The 18,470-nt window shown below is 69.6% G+C and carries 17 protein-coding genes; 10 read left to right on the top strand and 7 right to left on the bottom strand.

Annotation, left to right across the window (positions count from 1 at the left end):
- Positions 1-3 precede the first annotated feature (3 nt).
- Positions 4-1,677, bottom strand: coding sequence for a 2,3-epoxybenzoyl-CoA dihydrolase (gene boxC, locus ACK59X_RS19900; RefSeq protein ID WP_409960047.1), 1,674 nt, complete (start codon positions 1,675-1,677; stop codon positions 4-6).
- 178 nt (positions 1,678-1,855) lie between these two features.
- Complete coding sequence (locus ACK59X_RS19895) at positions 1,856-2,794, bottom strand: helix-turn-helix transcriptional regulator (RefSeq protein WP_409960045.1); 939 nt, start codon at positions 2,792-2,794, stop codon at positions 1,856-1,858.
- A 205-nt stretch (positions 2,795-2,999) separates the two neighbouring features.
- On the opposite strand from ACK59X_RS19895, the gene ACK59X_RS19890 reads away from it, so the two are divergent.
- From ACK59X_RS19890 to ACK59X_RS19875, 4 genes are all read left to right on the top strand, one after another.
- Positions 3,000-3,488 (top strand): DUF4863 family protein, encoded by a 489-nt coding sequence (locus ACK59X_RS19890; RefSeq protein ID WP_409960043.1) that lies wholly within the window; start codon positions 3,000-3,002, stop codon positions 3,486-3,488.
- A 25-nt stretch (positions 3,489-3,513) separates the two neighbouring features.
- Positions 3,514-5,064, top strand: coding sequence for a 3,4-dehydroadipyl-CoA semialdehyde dehydrogenase (locus ACK59X_RS19885; RefSeq protein WP_409960041.1), 1,551 nt, complete (start codon positions 3,514-3,516; stop codon positions 5,062-5,064).
- Positions 5,065-5,133: 69 nt separating this feature from the next.
- On the top strand, positions 5,134-6,681 hold the full coding sequence (locus ACK59X_RS19880) for a benzoate-CoA ligase family protein (RefSeq protein WP_409960039.1): 1,548 nt from the start codon (positions 5,134-5,136) through the stop codon (positions 6,679-6,681).
- Positions 6,678-7,481, top strand: a complete 804-nt coding sequence (locus ACK59X_RS19875) for an alpha/beta fold hydrolase (RefSeq protein WP_409960037.1) — start codon at positions 6,678-6,680, stop codon at positions 7,479-7,481. Before ACK59X_RS19880 ends, ACK59X_RS19875 begins: the two co-directional genes overlap by 4 nt.
- Here ACK59X_RS19875 and ACK59X_RS19870 read toward each other — a convergent pair.
- Positions 7,462-8,163, bottom strand: a complete 702-nt coding sequence (locus ACK59X_RS19870) for a Crp/Fnr family transcriptional regulator (protein ID WP_409960036.1) — start codon at positions 8,161-8,163, stop codon at positions 7,462-7,464. The genes ACK59X_RS19875 and ACK59X_RS19870 overlap by 20 nt on opposite strands.
- 130 nt (positions 8,164-8,293) lie before the next feature.
- Between ACK59X_RS19870 and ACK59X_RS19865 the strand changes: the two genes are divergently transcribed.
- The 4 genes from ACK59X_RS19865 to ACK59X_RS19850 are packed head-to-tail and all read left to right on the top strand — an operon-like array spanning position 8,294 to position 13,059.
- A complete protein-coding gene (locus ACK59X_RS19865) occupies positions 8,294-9,217 on the top strand; it encodes a 3-keto-5-aminohexanoate cleavage protein (RefSeq protein ID WP_409960034.1) in 924 nt (307 codons plus the stop codon).
- A gap of 54 nt (positions 9,218-9,271) precedes the next feature.
- Positions 9,272-10,279 (top strand): Bug family tripartite tricarboxylate transporter substrate binding protein, encoded by a 1,008-nt coding sequence (locus ACK59X_RS19860; protein ID WP_409960032.1) that lies wholly within the window; start codon positions 9,272-9,274, stop codon positions 10,277-10,279.
- Positions 10,280-10,293: 14 nt separating this feature from the next.
- A complete protein-coding gene (locus tag ACK59X_RS19855; RefSeq protein ID WP_409960030.1) occupies positions 10,294-11,235 on the top strand; it encodes a 3-hydroxyacyl-CoA dehydrogenase NAD-binding domain-containing protein in 942 nt (313 codons plus the stop codon).
- 21 nt (positions 11,236-11,256) lie between these two features.
- Positions 11,257-13,059, top strand: a complete 1,803-nt coding sequence (locus ACK59X_RS19850; RefSeq protein WP_409960028.1) for a feruloyl-CoA synthase — start codon at positions 11,257-11,259, stop codon at positions 13,057-13,059.
- Here the strand turns inward: ACK59X_RS19850 and ACK59X_RS19845 are convergent.
- Positions 13,049-13,879: a sulfite exporter TauE/SafE family protein gene (locus ACK59X_RS19845; RefSeq protein WP_409960026.1), complete on the bottom strand. Its 831-nt coding sequence runs from the start codon at positions 13,877-13,879 to the stop codon at positions 13,049-13,051. The two genes, ACK59X_RS19850 and ACK59X_RS19845, sit on opposite strands and share 11 nt — an antisense overlap.
- Positions 13,880-13,989: 110 nt before the next feature.
- Between ACK59X_RS19845 and ACK59X_RS19840 the strand changes: the two genes are divergently transcribed.
- Both ACK59X_RS19840 and ACK59X_RS19835 read left to right on the top strand, forming a co-directional pair.
- The gene (locus tag ACK59X_RS19840) at positions 13,990-14,754 is read left to right on the top strand and encodes an AraC family transcriptional regulator (protein WP_409960024.1); all 765 of its coding nucleotides are present in this window, start codon (positions 13,990-13,992) and stop codon (positions 14,752-14,754) included.
- A gap of 170 nt (positions 14,755-14,924) precedes the next feature.
- Complete coding sequence (locus tag ACK59X_RS19835; RefSeq protein ID WP_409960022.1) at positions 14,925-15,407, top strand: HU family DNA-binding protein; 483 nt, start codon at positions 14,925-14,927, stop codon at positions 15,405-15,407.
- A gap of 111 nt (positions 15,408-15,518) precedes the next feature.
- Here ACK59X_RS19835 and ACK59X_RS19830 read toward each other — a convergent pair whose 3' ends face one another.
- The 3 genes from ACK59X_RS19830 to ACK59X_RS19820 all read right to left on the bottom strand — a co-directional run.
- The gene (locus tag ACK59X_RS19830; RefSeq protein ID WP_409960020.1) at positions 15,519-16,244 is read right to left on the bottom strand and encodes a hypothetical protein; all 726 of its coding nucleotides are present in this window, start codon (positions 16,242-16,244) and stop codon (positions 15,519-15,521) included.
- 563 nt (positions 16,245-16,807) lie between these two features.
- A complete protein-coding gene (locus ACK59X_RS19825) occupies positions 16,808-17,269 on the bottom strand; it encodes a Fur family transcriptional regulator (protein ID WP_409960018.1) in 462 nt (153 codons plus the stop codon).
- Positions 17,270-17,640: 371 nt separating this feature from the next.
- A partial coding sequence (locus tag ACK59X_RS19820; RefSeq protein ID WP_409960016.1) for a LysR family transcriptional regulator occupies positions 17,641-18,470 on the bottom strand: 830 nt, incomplete at its 5' end.

Here is an 18,470-nt window from a genome sequence, read left to right as displayed (position 1 = left end):
GGATCAGACGCGGTTCAGGTCAAAGCCAGCTTTTTCACCGGTGCCGTAGACCTTGAGCGCGCCCTTGTCGCCCACGGCGTTGGGGCGGTTGAAGATCCAGGTCTGCCAGGCGGTGAGCCGGCCGAAGATGCGCGTGGCCATGTTCTCCTTGCTGGCAAAGCGCAGGTTGGCTTCCAGGCCGGTCAGGGCGTCGGGCGACATGGCGGCGCGCTCCTCGGTGGCCATGCGCAGCTCGTCGTCCCAGTCGATGTCGTCGGGTGCGGCGGTGACCAGACCCAGGGCCAGGGCCTCGTCGGCGTCGAGCGGCTTGCCCGCCGCAGCGCGTGCGGCGTCGAGCGGCGCGGCCTCTTCGTAGAAGCGGCGCTGCAGGCGGCTCTGGTCGTTGACCATGGGTAAGAAGCCGAAGTTGAATTCGTTGAGCACCAGTTTCGGCGCGCGCTCGGCATCGTCGGGCAGGGCCAGCATGTAGCTGCGGTCGGCGGCGAAGGCCAGCTCGGCCAGGGTGCCGGCGAAGCACGAACCCTCCTGCACCACGGCGAACAACGTGCGCGAGGACACATCGAGCCGCGCCAGTGCGCGGCGCAGCGCGCCGATGGTTTCGCGGACCAGCCAGTGGTCCTTGTGCGCCAGCATCACGGCGTCGGAAGCGAGCACGGCCTTGGCATCGCCCTCGGTCTTGAGCAGCCAGGTGCCGATGTCGAGCTCGTTGGTGCGCAGGTTGAGGATGGCGTCGTCCAGTTCGCGCGCCAGGGCCAGCGGCCACCAGGCCGTGCCGGCCGCCTCGATGGCGGCGATGTCCGCGGGCTGTGCGCCCGTGGGGGCCTTCACGGTGATCGTCGCAGTGCGCTTGGCGCGGTCGATCTGCACCTGCACGTGCGAGTAGCCCAGGCTGTCGGCGCCGTCCTCGCGCTCCAGGCGGGTCAGGGCCACGCCCTTGGCGCCGGCCGGGCGGTCGCTGCCCGCGGCGAGCTGCACGGCGCGGTCCTGCACGGCGGCGGCGAACTGGGCCGGCTTGGCCACGGCGTCCACCAGGCGCCATTCCACTGCGCGCTGGCCGCGCACGCCTTCCACGCTGGTGCAGAAGATGTCGGCCAGGTCGTGCCGCACATGGCGCTTGTCGGTCACGCGGGTCAGGCCGCCGGTGCCGGGCAGGACGCCCAAGAGGGGTACCTCGGGCAGGGAGACGGCGGACGAGCGGTCGTCCACCAGCAGGATCTCGTCGCAGGCCAGGGCCAGCTCGTAGCCACCGCCGGCACAGGCGCCGTTGACGGCGGCGAGGAACTTGAGGCCCGAGTGCTTCGACGAGTCCTCGATGCCGTTGCGCGTCTCGTTGGTGAACTTGCAGAAGTTCACCTTCCAGGCGTGGCTGGACAGGCCCAGCATGAAGATGTTGGCGCCCGAGCAGAAGATGCGGTCCTTGCCGCTGGTGACGACCACGGTGCGCACCCCGGGGTGCTCGAAACGCACGCGGTTGAGCGCGTCGTTGAGCTCGATGTCCACACCCAGGTCGTAGCTGGTGAGCTTGAGCGTGTAGCCGGGTCGGATGCCGCCGTCTTCGGCGATGTTGAGCGACAGGCGCGCGATGGCGCCCTCGACGCTGAGCGACCAGTGCCGGAACTGGCCGGGTTCGGTGCGGTAGTCGACGCGCGCCGGGGCGCTGGTGGTGGTGGCGGTCATGGCATGTCTCCTGTGGTGCCGGGGGCGGTTGCAAACCTCAGAACAAGAAAAATAATGCAGCTTTTGATTTCAATGACATGCATCATGATGCATGTTTACGGGCGCGTCAATGCCTGGACTGCTTTTTTCGTTGCGAAAGGTGTGTCTGCTTTGCCCCGCAGATGGCGGGGTCAGGCGCTCACGATGCGCTCATGGACTGGCGAGCGACAGTGCGCAATCCATTGAAGGCCTGCGTCAGGCTCCTGCCGCTGGTGTCCACCGAGAGATCGGCCTTGGAATAGAAGGCCGCGCGCCCGTTGAGAATGCGCCGCAGGTCGTCCATGGCTTCCTTGCTGGCGGCCATGGGGCGGGTATCGCCCTGCGCAGCCACGCGGCCCATGTGCTCCTCGGGGGCGGCCTGCAGCCACACGGTGGTGCAGTGGGCCAAAAGCTCGTTGAAGGTGGCGGGGTCGGAGACGATGCCGCCGGGCGTGGCGATCACCACCTCGCTGTAGATCTGGATGGTTTCCTCCAGCGCGCGGCGCTCGTAGCGGCGGTAGGCGTTGGTGCCATAGAGGTCGTGGATCTCGCGCACGCTGCAGCCCGCAAGCTTCTCGATCTCGCGGCTCAGTTCCACGAAGGGCAGTTCCAGGTCGTCCGCCAGCATCTGGCCCAGGGTGGATTTGCCCGCGCCGCGCAGGCCGATCAGGGCGATGCGCGTGTGCCGCGCCGGATCCACCGAAGCCGTGCCCAGCAGTTCGCCCAGGGCAATGCGCACGCGGCGCAGGTCGGCCTCGCTGCGGTTCTCCAGCAGTTCGCGGATCAGCAGCCATTCGGGCGAACTGGTGGTGACGTCGCCCACCAGTTCGGCCAGGGAGCAGTGGAGTGCACCCGCCACCTGCTGCAGCACCAGGATGGAGGCATTGCCCGTGCCGTACTCCAGGTTGGCCAGGTGGCGCTCGGACACGTCGGCCGCAAGGGCCACGGCCTTGCGCGTGAGCCCACGCTGCGCGCGCAGGTTGCGCACGCGCTCACCCAGCGCCGTCAGCAGCGGGTTGCGGGCCTCACCGCCTGGCGCGGCAGCGCCATTGCCGTCGGTGGGCGCAGTGGCCAGCACTGCGTCATCTTGCTCATTCATGCGCGTCCTTGTTCACACCACCGGATTGTGCCCTCCGAGGCGCCACCTAAATATATGCACTATAGTGCTTGACGAACGTCACATCGAAGTTTATCGTTCAGTCGCACGCAAGATACTGCACGTTATGCGATACCGCAAGGCCATCAATGGCCAACGGCCGTGCACATGTCCCGGCCCCAGCCAGCTTCCAAGAGAGCCCGCCACGATGACGACGACCCGCCCCGCCAGCCAACAAGCCTTCCACGCCCTGATCGCCGACCTCACCGCGCAGATCGACGGCCGCCCGCTCGACGCGGCGCTGGACCAGTGGCTCAACGCCGCCCACGGCGCAGGCAGCACCACCTATGAACAGCTGCGCAGCGCCTGCCAGACCGGCGTGGCCGAAGGCTGGCTGTGCGAGCGCGAGGGCGGCGGCATCAAGTACGGCCGGGTCTTCAAGGCCGAGGACGCGCTGCACCGCTTCTCGGTGGATGTCGTCGACATGCAGGACCTGGCCGGCCCGCACCACACGCATCCGAATGGCGAGATCGACCTGATCATGCCCATCGAAGGCAGCAGCGCCACCTTCGATGGCCGGCCCGCGGGCTGGTGCGTCTATGGCCCGGGAACCGCCCACAGGCCCACCGTGGCCCAGGGCCGTGCCCTGGTGCTCTACCTGCTTCCTGAGGGCCAGATCCAGTTCACGAAGAACTGACCCGCGTTTTTATCTCTCTATCTGTATGACCGAACTTCTCTCCAACTACGCCGCCGGCCGCTGGCAGACCGGCACGGGCGCGGGCACCCCACTGTTCGACCCCGTGCTGGGCAACGAACTGGTGCGCGTGGATTCCACCGGGCTCGACCTGGCCGAGGCATTCACCTTTGCGCGCCAGCAGGGGGGCGCTGCCCTGCGCGCGCTGACCTACCGCGAGCGCGCCGCGCTGCTGGGGGCCATCGTGAAGGTGCTGCAGGCCCACCGCGATGCCTACTACGAGATCGCCACCGCCAATGCCGGCACGGTGAAGAACGATTCGGCCGTGGACATCGACGGTGCCATCTTCACCCTGGGCCAGTACGCCAAGTGGGGCGATGTCCTGGGCGATGTGCGCGCGCTGCGCGACGGCGATGCCGTGCGCCTGGGCAAAGAGCCGGTATTCCAGTCGCAGCACCTGTCGGTGCCCACGCAGGGCGTGGCGCTGTGCATCAATGCCTTCAACTTCCCTTCCTGGGGCCTGTGGGAAAAGGCCGCGCCCGCCCTGCTCTCGGGCGTGCCGGTCATCGCCAAGCCCGCCACGGCCACCGCCTGGCTCACCCAGCGCATGGTCAAGGATGTGGTGGAGGCAGGTGTGCTGCCCGCGGGCGCGCTGTCGGTCATCGCCGGCAGCTCGGCCGGCCTCATGGACCAGCTGCAGCCCTTCGACGTGGTGTCGTTCACCGGCTCGGCCGAGACGGCGGGCGTGATCCGCGCCCACCCTGCCGTAGCCCAGCGCTCGGTGCGCGCCAACATCGAGGCCGACAGCCTCAACAGCGCCCTGCTGCTGCCGGGTGAGGCGCCGGGCAGCGAGGCCTTCAACCTGCTGGTGCGCGAAGTGGTGCGCGAGATGACCGTGAAATCGGGCCAGAAATGCACTGCGATCCGCCGCATTCTGGTGCCGGCCGAGGTGTATGACGCGGCTGCCGAAGCCATAGCCGCCAAGCTCGCCGGCATCAGCGTGGGCAACCCGCGCAACGACGGTGTGCGCATGGGCGCGCTGGTCAGCCGGGCCCAGCTGGCTGCCGTGCGCGAAGGCCTGGCCGCGCTGCAAGCGCAGGCCACGGTGCTGCACGACGGGCGCGACCGCCCGCTGTTGGATGCCGACCCCGCCGTGGCCGCCTGCATCGGCCCGGTGTTGCTGGGCGCACGCGATGCCGATGCGGCGCAGGCGGTGCACGACGTGGAGGTCTTCGGCCCCGTGGCCACGCTGCTGCCCTACCGCGACAGCGCCCATGCCGTGGCGCTGGCACACCGCGGCCAGGGCTCGCTGGTCACCTCGCTCTATGGCGGCGACGAGGCCGCGCTGGCACAGACCGCGCTGGCCGTGGCCGCCAGCCATGGCCGCGTGCATGTGGTCACGCCCGATGTGGCGCAGACCCACACCGGCCACGGCAATGTGATGCCCATGTCGCAGCACGGCGGCCCGGGCCGCGCGGGCGGTGGCGCCGAACTGGGTGGTCTGCGTGCCCTTGCCTTCTACCACCAGCGCACGGCCGTGCAGGCCAGCCCCGGCGTGCTGGCGGCGCTGGGCCTCTGACACCACACACCACCACAGACGCGGCACCAAGCGCGCACCCGACCCGAGAGGGCCAAAGGAGACAACACCATGGGCCTGCCCCCACGATTCAATTTTGCCCAGCACCTGTTCGACCTGAACCGGGGCCGCGCACAGCGCACCGCCTACATCGACGACCGGGGCAGCCTGGCCTACGGCGCGCTCGAAGACCGCGCCCGGCGCCTGGCCGCGGCGCTCACCCACGCGGGCGTGCACCGCGAAGAGCGCGTGCTGCTGCTCCTGCACGACAGCAGCGACTGGCCCGCGGCCTTCCTGGGCTGCCTGTACGCGGGCGTGGTGCCGGTGGCGGTGAACACCCTGCTCACGGCCGACGACTACGCCTACATGCTGGACCACAGCCGCGCACAAGCAGCCATCGTCTCGGGGGCGCTGCTGGCCGTGCTGCAAGACGCCATGGGCCGCACCCCGCACGAGGTGCGCACCCTGCTGGTTTCGCAGCACACCGGGCCGCTGCCCGAGGGCGCGCAGGACTTCGAGGCTGCGCTGGCGCAGGCTGCGCCACTCGCCGCACCGGTCAGTACCGCGGCGGACGACCCGGGCTTCTGGCTCTATTCCTCGGGCTCCACGGGCAAGCCCAAGGGCACGGTGCACACCCACGCCAACCTGTGGTGGACGGCCGAGCTCTATGGCAAGCCGGTGCTCGGCCTGACCGAGGACGACGTGTGCTTCTCGGCCGCCAAGATGTACTTCGCCTACGGCCTGGGGAACGCGCTGACCTTCCCGCTCTCGGTGGGGGCCACCGTGGTGCTGATGGCCGAGCGGCCCACGCCCGACGCCACCTTCCGCCGCTGGACGCAGCACCGGCCCACGGTGTTCTTCGGCGCGCCCACGGGCTTTGCGGGCATGCTGGCCTCGCCCGCGCTGCCCGCGCGAGACGCCGTGGCGCTGCGCATGTGCTCCTCGGCCGGCGAGGCCCTGCCGGGCGAGATCGCCCAGCGCTTCAAGGAGCGCTTCGGCTGCGAGATCATCGACGGCATCGGCTCCACCGAGATGCTGCACATCTTCATCTCCAACCGCCCGGGCGATGTGCGCTACGGCACCACCGGCAAGCCCGTGCAGGGCTACGAGGTGGAGCTGCGAGGCGAGGACGGCCGGCCCGTGCCCGACGGCGAGGTGGGCGACCTGTACATCCGCGGCCCGAGCGCGGCGCTGATGTACTGGGCCAACCGCGAGAAGTCGCGCGAGACCTTCCAGGGCGGCTGGACCAAGAGCGGTGACAAGTACACGCGCGATGCCGACGGCTACTACACCTATGCCGGCCGCAGCGACGACATGCTCAAGGTCAGCGGCATCTATGTCTCGCCCTTCGAGGTGGAGGCCACCCTGATGCAGCACCCTGCCGTGCTCGAATCGGCCGTGATCGGCGTGCAGGACGGCGAGGGCCTGACCAAGACCAAGGCCTACGTGGTGCTCAAGCCGGGCCAGCAGGTGGACGCGCAGGCGCTGCAGGCTTTCGTGAAGGAGCGCCTGGCGGCCTACAAGTACCCGCGCTTCATCGAGTTCATCGAGGAGCTGCCCAAGACGGCCACCGGCAAGATCCAGCGCTTTCGCCTGCGCGAGAAAGAGGCCCGCGCGTGACGCAGGGGCCCACGGAATTCGCCAGCATCACCTGGCGCGGCCGCACGGTGCGCATCGAGCACCAGTGGATCGCGTCCGAGCGCAGCACGGCCCCGCTGCTGGTCTTCCTGCACGAGGGCCTGGGCTCGGTGGCGATGTGGAAGGATTTCCCCGAGCGGCTGTGCAACGCGGCGGGCGTGCGCGGCCTGGTGTTCTCGCGCCCGGCCTATGGCCGATCCACCCCGCGGGAAGCCGATGAGACCTGGGACGTGGACTTCATGCACCGCCAGGCGCACGAGGTGCTGCCGGCGTTTTTCGATGCGGTCGGCCTCACCGAGGCGCCCTGGCTGCTGGGCCACAGCGACGGTGGATCGATCGCGCTGCTGTACGCCGCCCGCTTCCCCGATGCGGTGCGCGGCCTGGTGCTGATGGCGCCGCACATCTTCGTCGAGGACGTGACCATCGCCAACATCGAGATCGCGCGAGATGCCTACCAGCGCACCGACCTGCCCGCGAAGCTCGGCCGTTACCACGATGACGCGGACTCGGCCTTCTGGGGCTGGAACCGCATCTGGCTGCACCCGCCCTTTCGGCAATGGAACATCGAGGCCGAGATCGCCGCCATCCGAGCGCCGGTGCTCGCCATCCAGGGGGTGGACGACGAGTACGGCACGCTGGAACAGATCCGCGGCATCGCACGCAAGGTGCCGGGTGCGCAGCTGCTGGAACTGCCGGCGTGCGGGCACTCGCCGCACCGCGACCAGCCGGAGGCGGTGATCGCGGCGGCTGCGGACTTCCTGTCTATTCGACGTAGCGCCTGAGCCCCGGCAGGTCGAGCACGGTGATGCCGCCGTACTCGATCTGCAGGATGCCTGACTCCTGCAGGCGCTTCAAAGCCGCGTTGCAGCGCTGGCGCGAGACACCCGTGAGGTTGGCGATCTCCTCCTGCGAGATCTGCAGGTGCCGGTCCATGCCGGGGTAGAGAAAGGGGTGGGCCAGGCCGGCCAGCGCGCGCGCCACCTGGCTGTCGGTATCGAGCAGGTGGTGGGCCGTGAAGGTGCCCAGGAACCAGTGCATGCGCTCGTTGATCTGGCGCAGCAAAAAGTGGTCGAAGCTGCGCTGCGTGGCGTGCAGCCACGCAAAGGTCTCCACCGGCAGCACCGCCACGCGGCTGGGGCGCAGGGCGATGATGTCGGCCGTGCGCGGCAGGGCGCGCAGCAGCGTGCCCGCGCCGAACCAGCTGCCGGCCGACAGGCCGCCCAGGGTCACGGCGCGCCCGTCGTCCGAGGTCACGGACCACTTGAGCAGGCCTTCGATGGCACCGAACCAGTGCACGGGGATGTCACCGCGCCGGCACAGCGCGCCGCCCGCAGGCACCTCGACCTCGCGCACATCGTCGAGCACGCGCTGCTGCGCCGCCGCTTCGAGCAGGGGAAACCAGGCCGATGCGGCCAGCAGGCTGGTGGTGGAAGGACGTGCAGGTGGCGCCGACGGGGCTGGCAAGGTGGGTTTCTCCCGGAAGAAAACACAGGCCCCGCGTATACCCTGCCCCCAAATGTCATCGCGATGACTGAGTGGAAAGGTGCCCAGAAAAACAATGCGGAGCACCCCGCAATTCTCCACCAGGACCCCGATGAGCAAGCGCAAAGTCATAGTCACCATCGCCCCCACGGGCGGCATGGCCCACAAGTCGCAAAACCCCCACCTGCCCACCCAGCCGGCCGAGATTGCCGACGACGTGGAGCGCTGCTGGAACGCCGGCGCCAGCGTGGTCGCCATCCACGCGCGCCGGCCCGACGACGGCGCCACCTGCGATGCCAACGTCTACCGCGACATCAACAGCCGCATCCGCGGCAAGGGCTGCGACATCGTGCTCAACAACTCCACCGGCGGTGGCGTGCATGGCGACATGGTCAAGCCCCTGCCCGGCGGCCGCTGGGAGATCGCGTGGGAAGAGCGCATCAAGGGCATGGACGCCGGGGCCGAGATGTGCACGCTGGACGCGACCACGCTGAACCTGAGCTTCGACGGCCGCGAGATCCTGATGGACACGCCGCTCAGCCGAGGCCGCGAGCTGGCCGCCAGCATGAAGGCGCGCGGCATCAAGCCCGAGTGGGAGGTGTTCAGCCCCACCCACATCCTGCAGGACACCACCACGCTGATCGAGGAGGGGCACGACGGCGACGGCCCGCACTTCATCAACCTGGTGATGAACGTGCACCGCGCTTTCCAGAACGCCATGCCCTACTCGCCACGCTTCCTGCAGATGATGGTGGACACGCTGCCCAAAAACAGCCTGTTCTGCGTGAGCGGCATCGGCCCCTCGCAGCTCGAAGCCAACGTCGCCGCGCTGCTGCTGGGCGGGCATGCGCGCGTGGGGCTGGAGGACAACCTGTACTTCCGCCAGGGCGAACTGGCCACCAACGTGCAGCTCACCGAGCGCATCGTGCGCATCATCCGCGAGCTGGACATGGAGCCCGCCACGCCGGCCGAAGCCCGCGCACTGATGGGCCTGCCGCGCCAGGGCGGCCCACGCCCCGAGTTTGCCCCGGGTTGACCGACCCGGCGCGCTGAACCCACCATCCCAAGACCACAACGAGGAGACAAGACGATGACGACCCACCACACCACCACCCGCCGCCACTTCATGGGCCACCTGGGCGCTGCCGCGGCGCTGGGCTCGCTCTCGCCCCTGGCGGCCTTCGCCCAGGGTATCGAGCAGGTGAAGATCTTCTACGGCTTTCCGGCCGGCAGCTCGGGCGACAGCGTGGCCCGGCGCGTGGGCGAGAAGCTCGCGGGCTCGGCCTACACACGCAATGCCGGCGTGGTGGAGAACAAGCCCGGCGCGGGCGGGCGCATCGCACTCGAATCCCTGCGCGGGGCCACAGCCGATGGCAGCGTACTCACGCTGTCGCCGTTCTCCTGCACTTCGATCTACCCGCACATCTACAGCAAGCTCAGCTACGACCCGGTCAAGGATTTCGTGCCCGTGTCCATCGCAGCCATCATGCACCACGGCCTGGCCGTGGGGCCGCTGGTGCCGGCTTCGGTGAAGAACGTAAAGGACTTCCTCGCCTGGGCCAAGGCCAACCCGGGCCAGGCCAACTACGGCTCGCCGGCCGCAGGCTCCACGCCGCACTTCATCGGCGCGCTGCTGGGCATCAACCACGGGGTGGACTTGAAGCATGTGCCCTACCGCGGCTCCGTGCCCGGCGTGACCGACGTGGTGGGCGGCCAGATCGCCGCGATGGTGACACCGAGCGGCGACTTCATCCCCAACCACAAGGCCGGCAAGCTGCGGCTGCTGGCCACTTCGGGCAAGGCGCGCTCGCCGTTCTCGCCCGAGGTCGCGACCTTTGCCGAGCAGGGCTTCCCCGAGCTGACCACCGAGGAATGGTTCGGCTTCTATGCGCCGGCCAAGACACCCGCCCCGGTGGTGGCCGCGGCCAATGCCGCCATCAATGCGGCGATCAAGGAAAAGTCCGTCATCGACAGCCTGGCCGTGGTGGGGCTGATCGCCCAGGGCTCCACCGCCGCCGAGATGGCCGCCTCCCAGCAGGCGGAATTCGACCGCTGGGGCCCCCTGGTCAAGAAGATCGGCTTCACCGCTGAATCCTGAAAGGAGCCCACCGCATGGATTCGACCGTGAAGCGCGTCGCCGTGGTGGCCACCGGCGTCATCGGCGCCAGCTGGGCCGCCTACTTCCTGGCGCGCGGGCTGGACGTGGACGCCACCGACCCCTCGCCCGGCGCCGAGGAGCGCCTGCGCGAGGCCGTGGCCGCGCATTGGCCCACGCTGGAGCGCCAGGGGCTGGCACCGGGCGCCAGCCTGGCGCGCCTGGCCTTCCACGAGCGGCTGGAGGACGCGGTGGCCAATGCCGACTTCGTGCAGGAAAGCGGCCCCGAGCGCGCCGACTTCAAGGCCGAGCTGCTGCGCCAGATCGATGCCGCCGCCCCGGGCCATGCCCTGCTGGCATCGAGTTCCTCGGGCCTGTCGGTCACGGCCATGCAGGCGCTGTGCGCCACGCCTGGGCGCGTGGTGCTGGGCCACCCGTTCAACCCGCCGCACCTGATTCCGCTGGTAGAGGTGGGCGGGGGCGAGCAGACGGCACCCGAGGCCATTGCGCGCGCCATGGCCTTCTACACCGCCATCGGCAAGCGCCCCATCCAGGTGCGCCGCGAGATCAAGGGCCACATCGCCAACCGGCTGCAGGCGGCGCTGTGGCGCGAGGCCTTCCACCTGGTGAACGAGGGCGTGGCCACGGTGGCCGACATCGACACCGCCATCGCCCACGGCCCCGGCCTGCGCTGGGCGCTGATGGGCCCGTTCATGAACCTGCACCTCTCAGGTGGTGCGGGCGGCGTGGCCCATGTGCTGGCGCACCTGGGCGGCCCCATCGAAAGCTGGTGGCAGGACCTGGGCGCCCCCGCGATGACCGATGCCCTGAAGCAGCATGTGGCGCAGGGCGTGGCCGAAGAACTGGGCGCGCGCACCACCGAGGACCTGGCGCGCACGCGCGACGTGTTGCTGCTGGACCTGTTGCGCGCCAAGCAGGCGTCCGGCCACCTCGACTGACACAGAACAAGAGACAACACGATGCCCACCGATTTCGTCGACGACCCTGCCGAGCTGGCGCCCCCGAACACCGTCCACACCCCGCTGCCTGGCGGCGCCTTCACCCTGCACTCGCCCGAGCCGCTGGGCCCCTACGCCCGCTGCGTGGGCGAGTGGCTGGAGCACTGGGCGCGAGAGACCCCCGACGCGTTGGCCCTGGCCGAGCGCACCGACGATGGCGCGGACTGGCGCCGGTTGACCTATGCCCAATTGCGCAAGGCCGTGGGGGCGGTGGCCCAGTCGCTGCTGGACCAGAACCTGCCCGCAGGGCGCCCCATCGCCATCCTCTCGGACAACGCGGTGGACCATGCGGTGCTGATGCTGGCCGCCATGCACATCGGCCGCACGCCATGCTCGCTGTCGAGTGCGTATGCACGCTCGCGCGACCCGGGCCGGCTGCACAGCATGCTGGCCGCGCTCGACCCCGCCCTGGTCTATGCATCGGACGCCCGCGCCTACGCGCCGGCCCTGGCAGGCTATGGCGGCAGCGCGGTGCGGGTATTCAGCCGCAACGCAGAGGAAGTCCTGGGCGCCCTCGGCTTTGAGCAGTTGCTCGCGGGCCGGGAAACGCCTGCGGTGATGCAGGCCTTCGAGGCCATCACGCCCGACACCCATGCCAAGTACCTGCTGACATCGGGCTCCACCGGCAAGCCCAAGGTGGTGATCAACACCCACCGCATGCTCTGCGCCAACCAGCAGATGATCGCGCAGATCTGGCGCTTCCTGGCCCACGAAAAGCCCGTGCTGGTGGACTGGCTGCCCTGGAGCCACACCTTTGGCGGCAACCACAACCTGAACATGGTGCTGTGCCACGGCGGCGCGCTGTACGTCGACGAGGGCCGGCCCGCGCCCGGCCTGATCGAGAAGACCCTGCGCAACCTGCGCGAGGTTCGGCCGACGCTGCTGTTCAACGTGCCGCGCGGCTTCGACATGCTGCTGCCCGCGCTCGAATCCGACCCGGCCCTGGCGGCCGAGGTGTTCTCGCGCCTGCGCCTGGCCTTCTACGCAGCGGCGGCGCTCGCGCCCTCCACCTGGCAGCGGCTCGAAGCCGTGGCCGCGCGCGCCCGGCCCACGCAGCCGCTGTGGCTCACCACCTCCTGGGGCGCGACCGAGACCGCCCCCGCCATCACCACGGCCCACTGGCGCATGCAGGGTGCGGGCTGCATCGGCGCGCCGCTGCCGGGCCTCACGCTCAAGCTGGTGCCCAACGGGGGCAAGCTGGAGATGCGGGTCAAGGGCGTGTCGGTGTTCCCGGGCTACCGCAATGCACCGCGCGAAACCGAGGCGGCTTTCGACGAGGAGGGCTTTTACCGCATCGGCGACGCAGGCTATCTGGCCGACGCCGGGCGGCCCGAGCGCGGCGTGGTGTTCAACGGCCGCGTGGCCGAGGATTTCAAGCTGTCCACCGGCAGCTGGGTCTCGGTGGGCACGCTGCGGGTGGAGCTGGTCTCGCAGCTGGCGCCGCTGGTGCAGGACATCGTGCTCACCGGGCACAACCGCGACGAAGTGGGCATGCTGGTCTTTCCCTCGGCCGCTGGCGCGGGCGATGCGCCGCGGCTGGAAGAGGCCCTGCGCAGCGTGATGCGTGCGCGGCGCGAGGCAGGCGCGGGCTCGTCGCAATGCCCCACGCGGGCGCTGGTGCTGCGCACGCCGCCCGATGCAGATGCGGGCGAGATCACCGACAAGGGTTACATCAACCAAAGCGCCGTGCTCGCCCACCGCGAGGAGGACGTACACGCCCTGCACGCCAGCCCGCGGCGCGCGGACGTGATCGTCAGCGCATGAGCATGGCCAGCAGCACCAGGGTCAGCAGCGCCAGGTAGACCTTGGCGTGCAGGCCATCGGGCAGGCGCCCCACGAAGCGCCCGCCCAGGCGGATGCCGAGCCACGAGCCCACGACCAGCACCGCAAAGGCCCTGAGGTCCACGAAGCCCGCATGCCAGGCGCCCAGCGGCACGGACTGGTTCCAGGCCAGCAACACGTAGGTGGCGGTGCCGGCCAGTGCCACCGGCAGCGACAGGGGATTGGCCGCCGCCGTGGCCTGCACCATGGGCGCGCCGCGCCGGCGCATCAGCGGCACCGTCATCACGCTGCCCCCCACGCCCAGGAACGCGGCCACCGCACCGATGACCAGCCCCAGAACGGCAGTCAGCGGGCCGGAGGGCCGTGGCTTGGCGGCCTGGTCCGCTGCAGCAACGCGCGGCCGGATGAAGCCCGGGCGCAGCAGGCCGTCAAGGATGGTGAGCGCCAGGTAGGCAACGAAGGCCCAGCGCACCCAGTCGCTGCGCAGCGCGGTGGCGGCCGCTGCACCCGCCACCGCACCCGCCGCAATGGCCGCCAGCAGCGGCCGCACCTGCACCCAGTCCACATTGCCGGCGCGGTGGTGGCGCCGCGTGGCCAGGCCCGCGCCGACGATCATCACGCAGGTGGAGGTGGCCACCGCGACCTGCATGGCCGACTGGCCGACGGCACTGTCCGCACCATGCAGATGCACCAGGGTGCGGTAGAGCACGGGTACGACGACGAAGCCACCGCCAAAGCCGAAGAGCACGGTGGTGACACCGGCCAGGGTGCCGAACACGGCCAGGACGAGGTAGAACTCCATGCGCAGATCCAAGGGCAACAAGACACAGGCCCCAGCGTAGCCCGCAAGGCCCTGGCCCGCTTTCGCAGCCAGGACAATAATGTTTGCATTTCAGCCACTCGCCCAGGCCCATGCGCAACATTCCCCTGAGCACCGTCGATGGCGTGGACCGGCCGCTGCTGGCCATTGCCACCGACTACCCCGCGGGCACCCTGCTCGACACGCACAGCCACCGGCGCGCGCAGTTCCTCTACGGTGCCACAGGCAGCATGGAAGTCGGCACGGACGATGGCGCCTGGGTCGTGCCGCCGAGCTGCGGCGTGTGGATACCGGCCGGCAAACCGCACCGCGTGCGCATGCTGGGCGTGAGCACGCGCAGCCTGTACATCGAGCCGCGCGCCGCACCGCGGGCGGCCCTGCAGTGCGAGGTGCGGCAGGTCTCGCCCCTGCTGCGCCAGCTGCTGCTGGACTCGGCCGGCCTGCCGGCCGAGTACGAGCGGCGGGGGCGCGACGCCGCCCTGGTGCAGCTCATCGTGCACGAACTGCAGCGTGCGCCGACCCTGCCCTTCTTCGCGCCCATGCCGCGCGACGCGGCGCTGGCGGCCCTGTGCGCGCGCTTTCTGCACCGGCCGGATGTGCATGCGTCACCTGCCGACTGGGCGCAACAGCTGCACAGGAGCGAGCGCGGCTTCACGCGCTTCTTTCGCCTGCAGACCGGCATGTCGTTCGGCGAGTGGCGCCAGCAGGCCTGCCTGCTCGCGGCCCTGTCGCGCCTGTCGCTTGGCGATGCGGTGACCACGGTCGCGCTGGACCTCGGCTACGAAAGCCCTGGCGCTTTTTCCACGATGTTCAGGAAGCGCCTGGGCATTCCGCCTTCGGCATTTCTGCGCGCCTGACAGTGCACAAAACGCATTGCCGCCGTTGTAAAAATCACGCCAAGCAAAGGCCGCTGGGGTTTTGCGGTCTTGTCCTATAGCGTTCGCGCGCGCAGTGCTTCTAAAATCGCGCACCTCCTTGCATATGCGAGGAGGCCCATTGCAACTCTCGAAAACAAAGAATCATCATCATGGCAACTGCAAAGAAGACCGCTGCGCCCAAGGCAGCAGCACCCGCAGCGAAGAAGGCTGCAGCACCCGTGGCCAAGAAGGCAGCGCCTGCTGCTGCCAAGAAGGCCGCAGCACCGGCAGCCAAGAAGGCTGCACCCGCCGCCGCAGCAGCAACGCCTGCAGCGCTCAAGCCCATCAAGGCCGCCTTCAACAAGACGACCCTGGTGGCCCACCTGGCCGAGCAATCGGGCGTGGAACCCAAGGCAACCAAGGCCGTGCTGGCAGCGCTCGAAGCCGCCATCCTGGGCTCCGTGCACAAGAAGGGCTCCGGCGAATTCACGCTGCCCGGCGTGTTGAAGATCGGCCTGCAGCAAGTGGCCGCCAAGAAGAAGCGCTTCGGCAAGGACCCCTTCACCGGTGAAGAGCGCTGGTTCCCCGCCAAGCCCGCCAGCGTGAAGATCAAGACCCGCGCGCTGAAGAAGCTCAAGGACGCAACGGCCTGATCGCCACCCTGCACCCTTGACACAGGGCCGTGCGCGCAAGCGCCGGCCCTGTTTCATTTTTGGCCGCGCTGCCTGCACGGCCGCGAGGGCAGCGGCCCGCTCCGTTTTGCGCTAAGCGCAAGTCTCTCGCCACCAGCTGCGCAGCACGCAGACCACGGGCACGGACATCAGCGCCGCGCACATCCATCCGTACCACCGGCCTTCGGGCAGTGCCGGCTGGGCCCAGGCCAGCAGTTGTGCATCCGCGCCCGCGGCGACCGACTCATGCGCGAACTCCGCCAGTGCCCCGAGCATCATCTGGATGGAGAGCAGCGACAGCACCAGCGCCGACACCCGAAAGGCCGCCAGCAGGCCGATGCGGGTGCTGATCTTGCGCGATGCGATGACCAGGCACACCACGCCGAGCACGCCCAGCGCGGCGCCGGCGAGCACGTCCAAGCCCTCGGCGCGCAACCACTGCGATCGCAGGAACAGCCCCACCTCCAGCGTCTCGCGAAAGGCCACCACGGTGGCGAAGCCCAGGATCACGAGCGGGGCCGAAGGACGTTCGAGCCACACCTCCACCAGCGCCTGCGTGCGCGAGCGAATGGAGGTGGCGGTGACCAGCATGGTGCTCACCATCAGCAGCACGCCAACGGCCAGCACGAAGGTCAGGCCCGCAGTCCAGCGCGCGTCGATGTCCGATGCAATGAGCCACAGGCTGAGCCCGGCACCGAGCGTGCAGCCCGCCACGGCACCGGCCGCCGTCCAGCGCAGCAGGTGCCCGGCGCGGGCAGAGCGCAGGCAGGCCACGAGCGAGGCCAGGATGAGAATCAGCTCGGCGGACTCCCGGAGCATCACCGCAAATGCATCGAACACAAGAATGGAACGCCTGGCGGGCGGTAGGGGTTAAGGATGCGTCTCATTATCGGCGCTTGCCTGCAGCGTTCCATTGGGACACTTGCGCAAGCCGCCTGCCGACACGGCGCCGCGCGCCCCTCGACCCCGCCCCGACCTGCCCCCCATGACCGACAAGGATCTCCTGGCCATCATCGACCGGGCCGTTGACGAATTCAATGGAGACCTGGACGAACTCGAGAGCGCCATTCCCGGGCGGACACACCGGCGCAGCCGCCTTGATGGCCGGATGGTTGGTGCACGCCGTGCTCCAGGGCACGCGCCATGCGGCATGGCGCTGGTGTGCAGCGTGGCCTCCAGCCGGGTGTACTTGGGGGTCCACTCCCCCCGGATGTGCTGGGCGCCGTGCTGGCCGAAGCCGCCTGGCTCTTGCTGTGCCTGGCCCAGCAGCGCGCCCTGCCTGCCAGCGGGGTCCAGCCAGCGCCGAATCCGGTGTAAGCGTCTTCACACGCTGTGGCGGGTTCCCCGGTGCTGCATCGCACAGGGTCCAGCGGGTCAGCTGCTCACGCACGCACGAGCAGCTCGCGCCCTTCGATCTCCAGGCCGAAGCGCCGGGCAGCGGCAACCAGGCGCGCATGGAGATCCGCGTCATCGATGGCCACCAACTGGCCGGTGCGCGAGCATCCGATGAGCAGCACGCTGGACTGGGGCTCGGCAGGCTTGACCAGGTAGACGGCCTTTCTGCTCTCGTCCCACACGCTGGAGACGAGCCCATGCTCGTCAAACTCCCGGATCACCCGGTAGACGGTGCTCGCCGATGCATGGGTGCCGCGCAGCAGCATCCGTTGGTACACCTCGTCGGCCGACAGGCCAAAGGGCTTGGCCCCGGCGATCACCTGGTAGATGCCGATGCGCGCGATCGTGGGCCGCAGGCCCGCCTTGCGCAGGCGCTGCAGCACCGGCGCCCGCTCTGCCGCCGCATCCTCCAGGGGATTGGCCGCCTGCGCCACGGGAGCGGGGTGCAAGGGCTTGCGCAGCCTTGCGCTGCCCCCCAGGGTCCGGGCTGGAATGCCTTTGGGTGGGGTCGTGGGAGTCAAGCCCCGGCACCCCCGCCATCGGGGCATCGGCCTGGCGCGCAAGTCCCCCGGGTTCCCGCGCCAAGAGGCTCGGGCAGGGCAATGGCAAGGGGTGCGGCAAGGTTCATGAATGGGCCCGGCAAAGAGATCGACAGGTGTTGGCAAACCTAACCATGGGCCATCGACTCCGCGCCATCGAGGGGCTTGCGGCAGCAGATTCCGATGCCTGAACGCCTCTTGCCCTCCGACATACCGGCACCCACAGTAGTACTTTCAAATTCTACTCTCGAAGCATGCCAGCGCTGCCCGCCGAAGGGCACTCACGCCTGGCGCTGCTCTCGCAAGACTTCCAGCACGTGCTGCGTGGCTTTCTCAAGGGCCCCGGTGCAGTAGGCCAGGCCCAGGGGCCGCCACAGTGCGGGGCGCAGTGCCAGCATGGTGATGCGCGGGTCGGGCGGCGTGCTGCCCGCCGCCTCGTGCGGCAGCAGCGTGGCACCGTAGCCCGCGGCCACCAGGCTCTTGATGGCGTCGTTGTAGTTGAGCTGGATGCGGGCCGTGGGCTGCTCGCCTGCCGCTGCGAACCATTCGTCGGTCAGGCGCGACAGGCTGGTGCACTCGTCTTTGAGGATGAGCGGCTGGCGCGCCAGCCAGTGCGGCGTGGCGCGCGTCGGGGCCTGCCACTGCGCGGGCACAAAGGCCATGACCGGGTCGCGCCGCCAGGGCTCCACCTGTACACCCCGCCGGGCGGACTGCGGCAGCGCCACCAGGCCCACGTCCAGCGTGCCGCCGGCCAGGCGCGCCATGGTGTCCTGCGAGGTCAGTACCGCCACCTGCACGTCGATGCCCGGGTGCTGCTGGCCCAGCACTTCAAGCGCCTGCGGCAGCAGGTGGGCGATGGCGCCGGTGGACGCCCCCAGCCGCACGCGCCCCGCCAGGCCTTGCACCTGGCGCTGCACCACGGCCAGGGTTTCGTCGGCATCGGCCAGCAGGCGGCGCGCACGCTCCACCAGGGCCTCGCCCACGCCCGTGGCGCGCACCTCGCCGCGCTTGCGCAGCAGCAGCGGCGCACCCACCTGGGCCTCCAGGTCGGCCATGTGCAGGCTCACGGTGGGTGCGGCCAGGTGCAGCACGCGCGCGGCCTCGGCAAAGG

Source organism: Acidovorax sp. (assembly GCF_046339755.1).
Taxonomy (GTDB): domain Bacteria; phylum Pseudomonadota; class Gammaproteobacteria; order Burkholderiales; family Burkholderiaceae_C; genus Acidovorax.
Note: the sequence above shows the minus strand (reverse complement) of the source record. Positions and strands in the feature narration are given on the sequence as shown.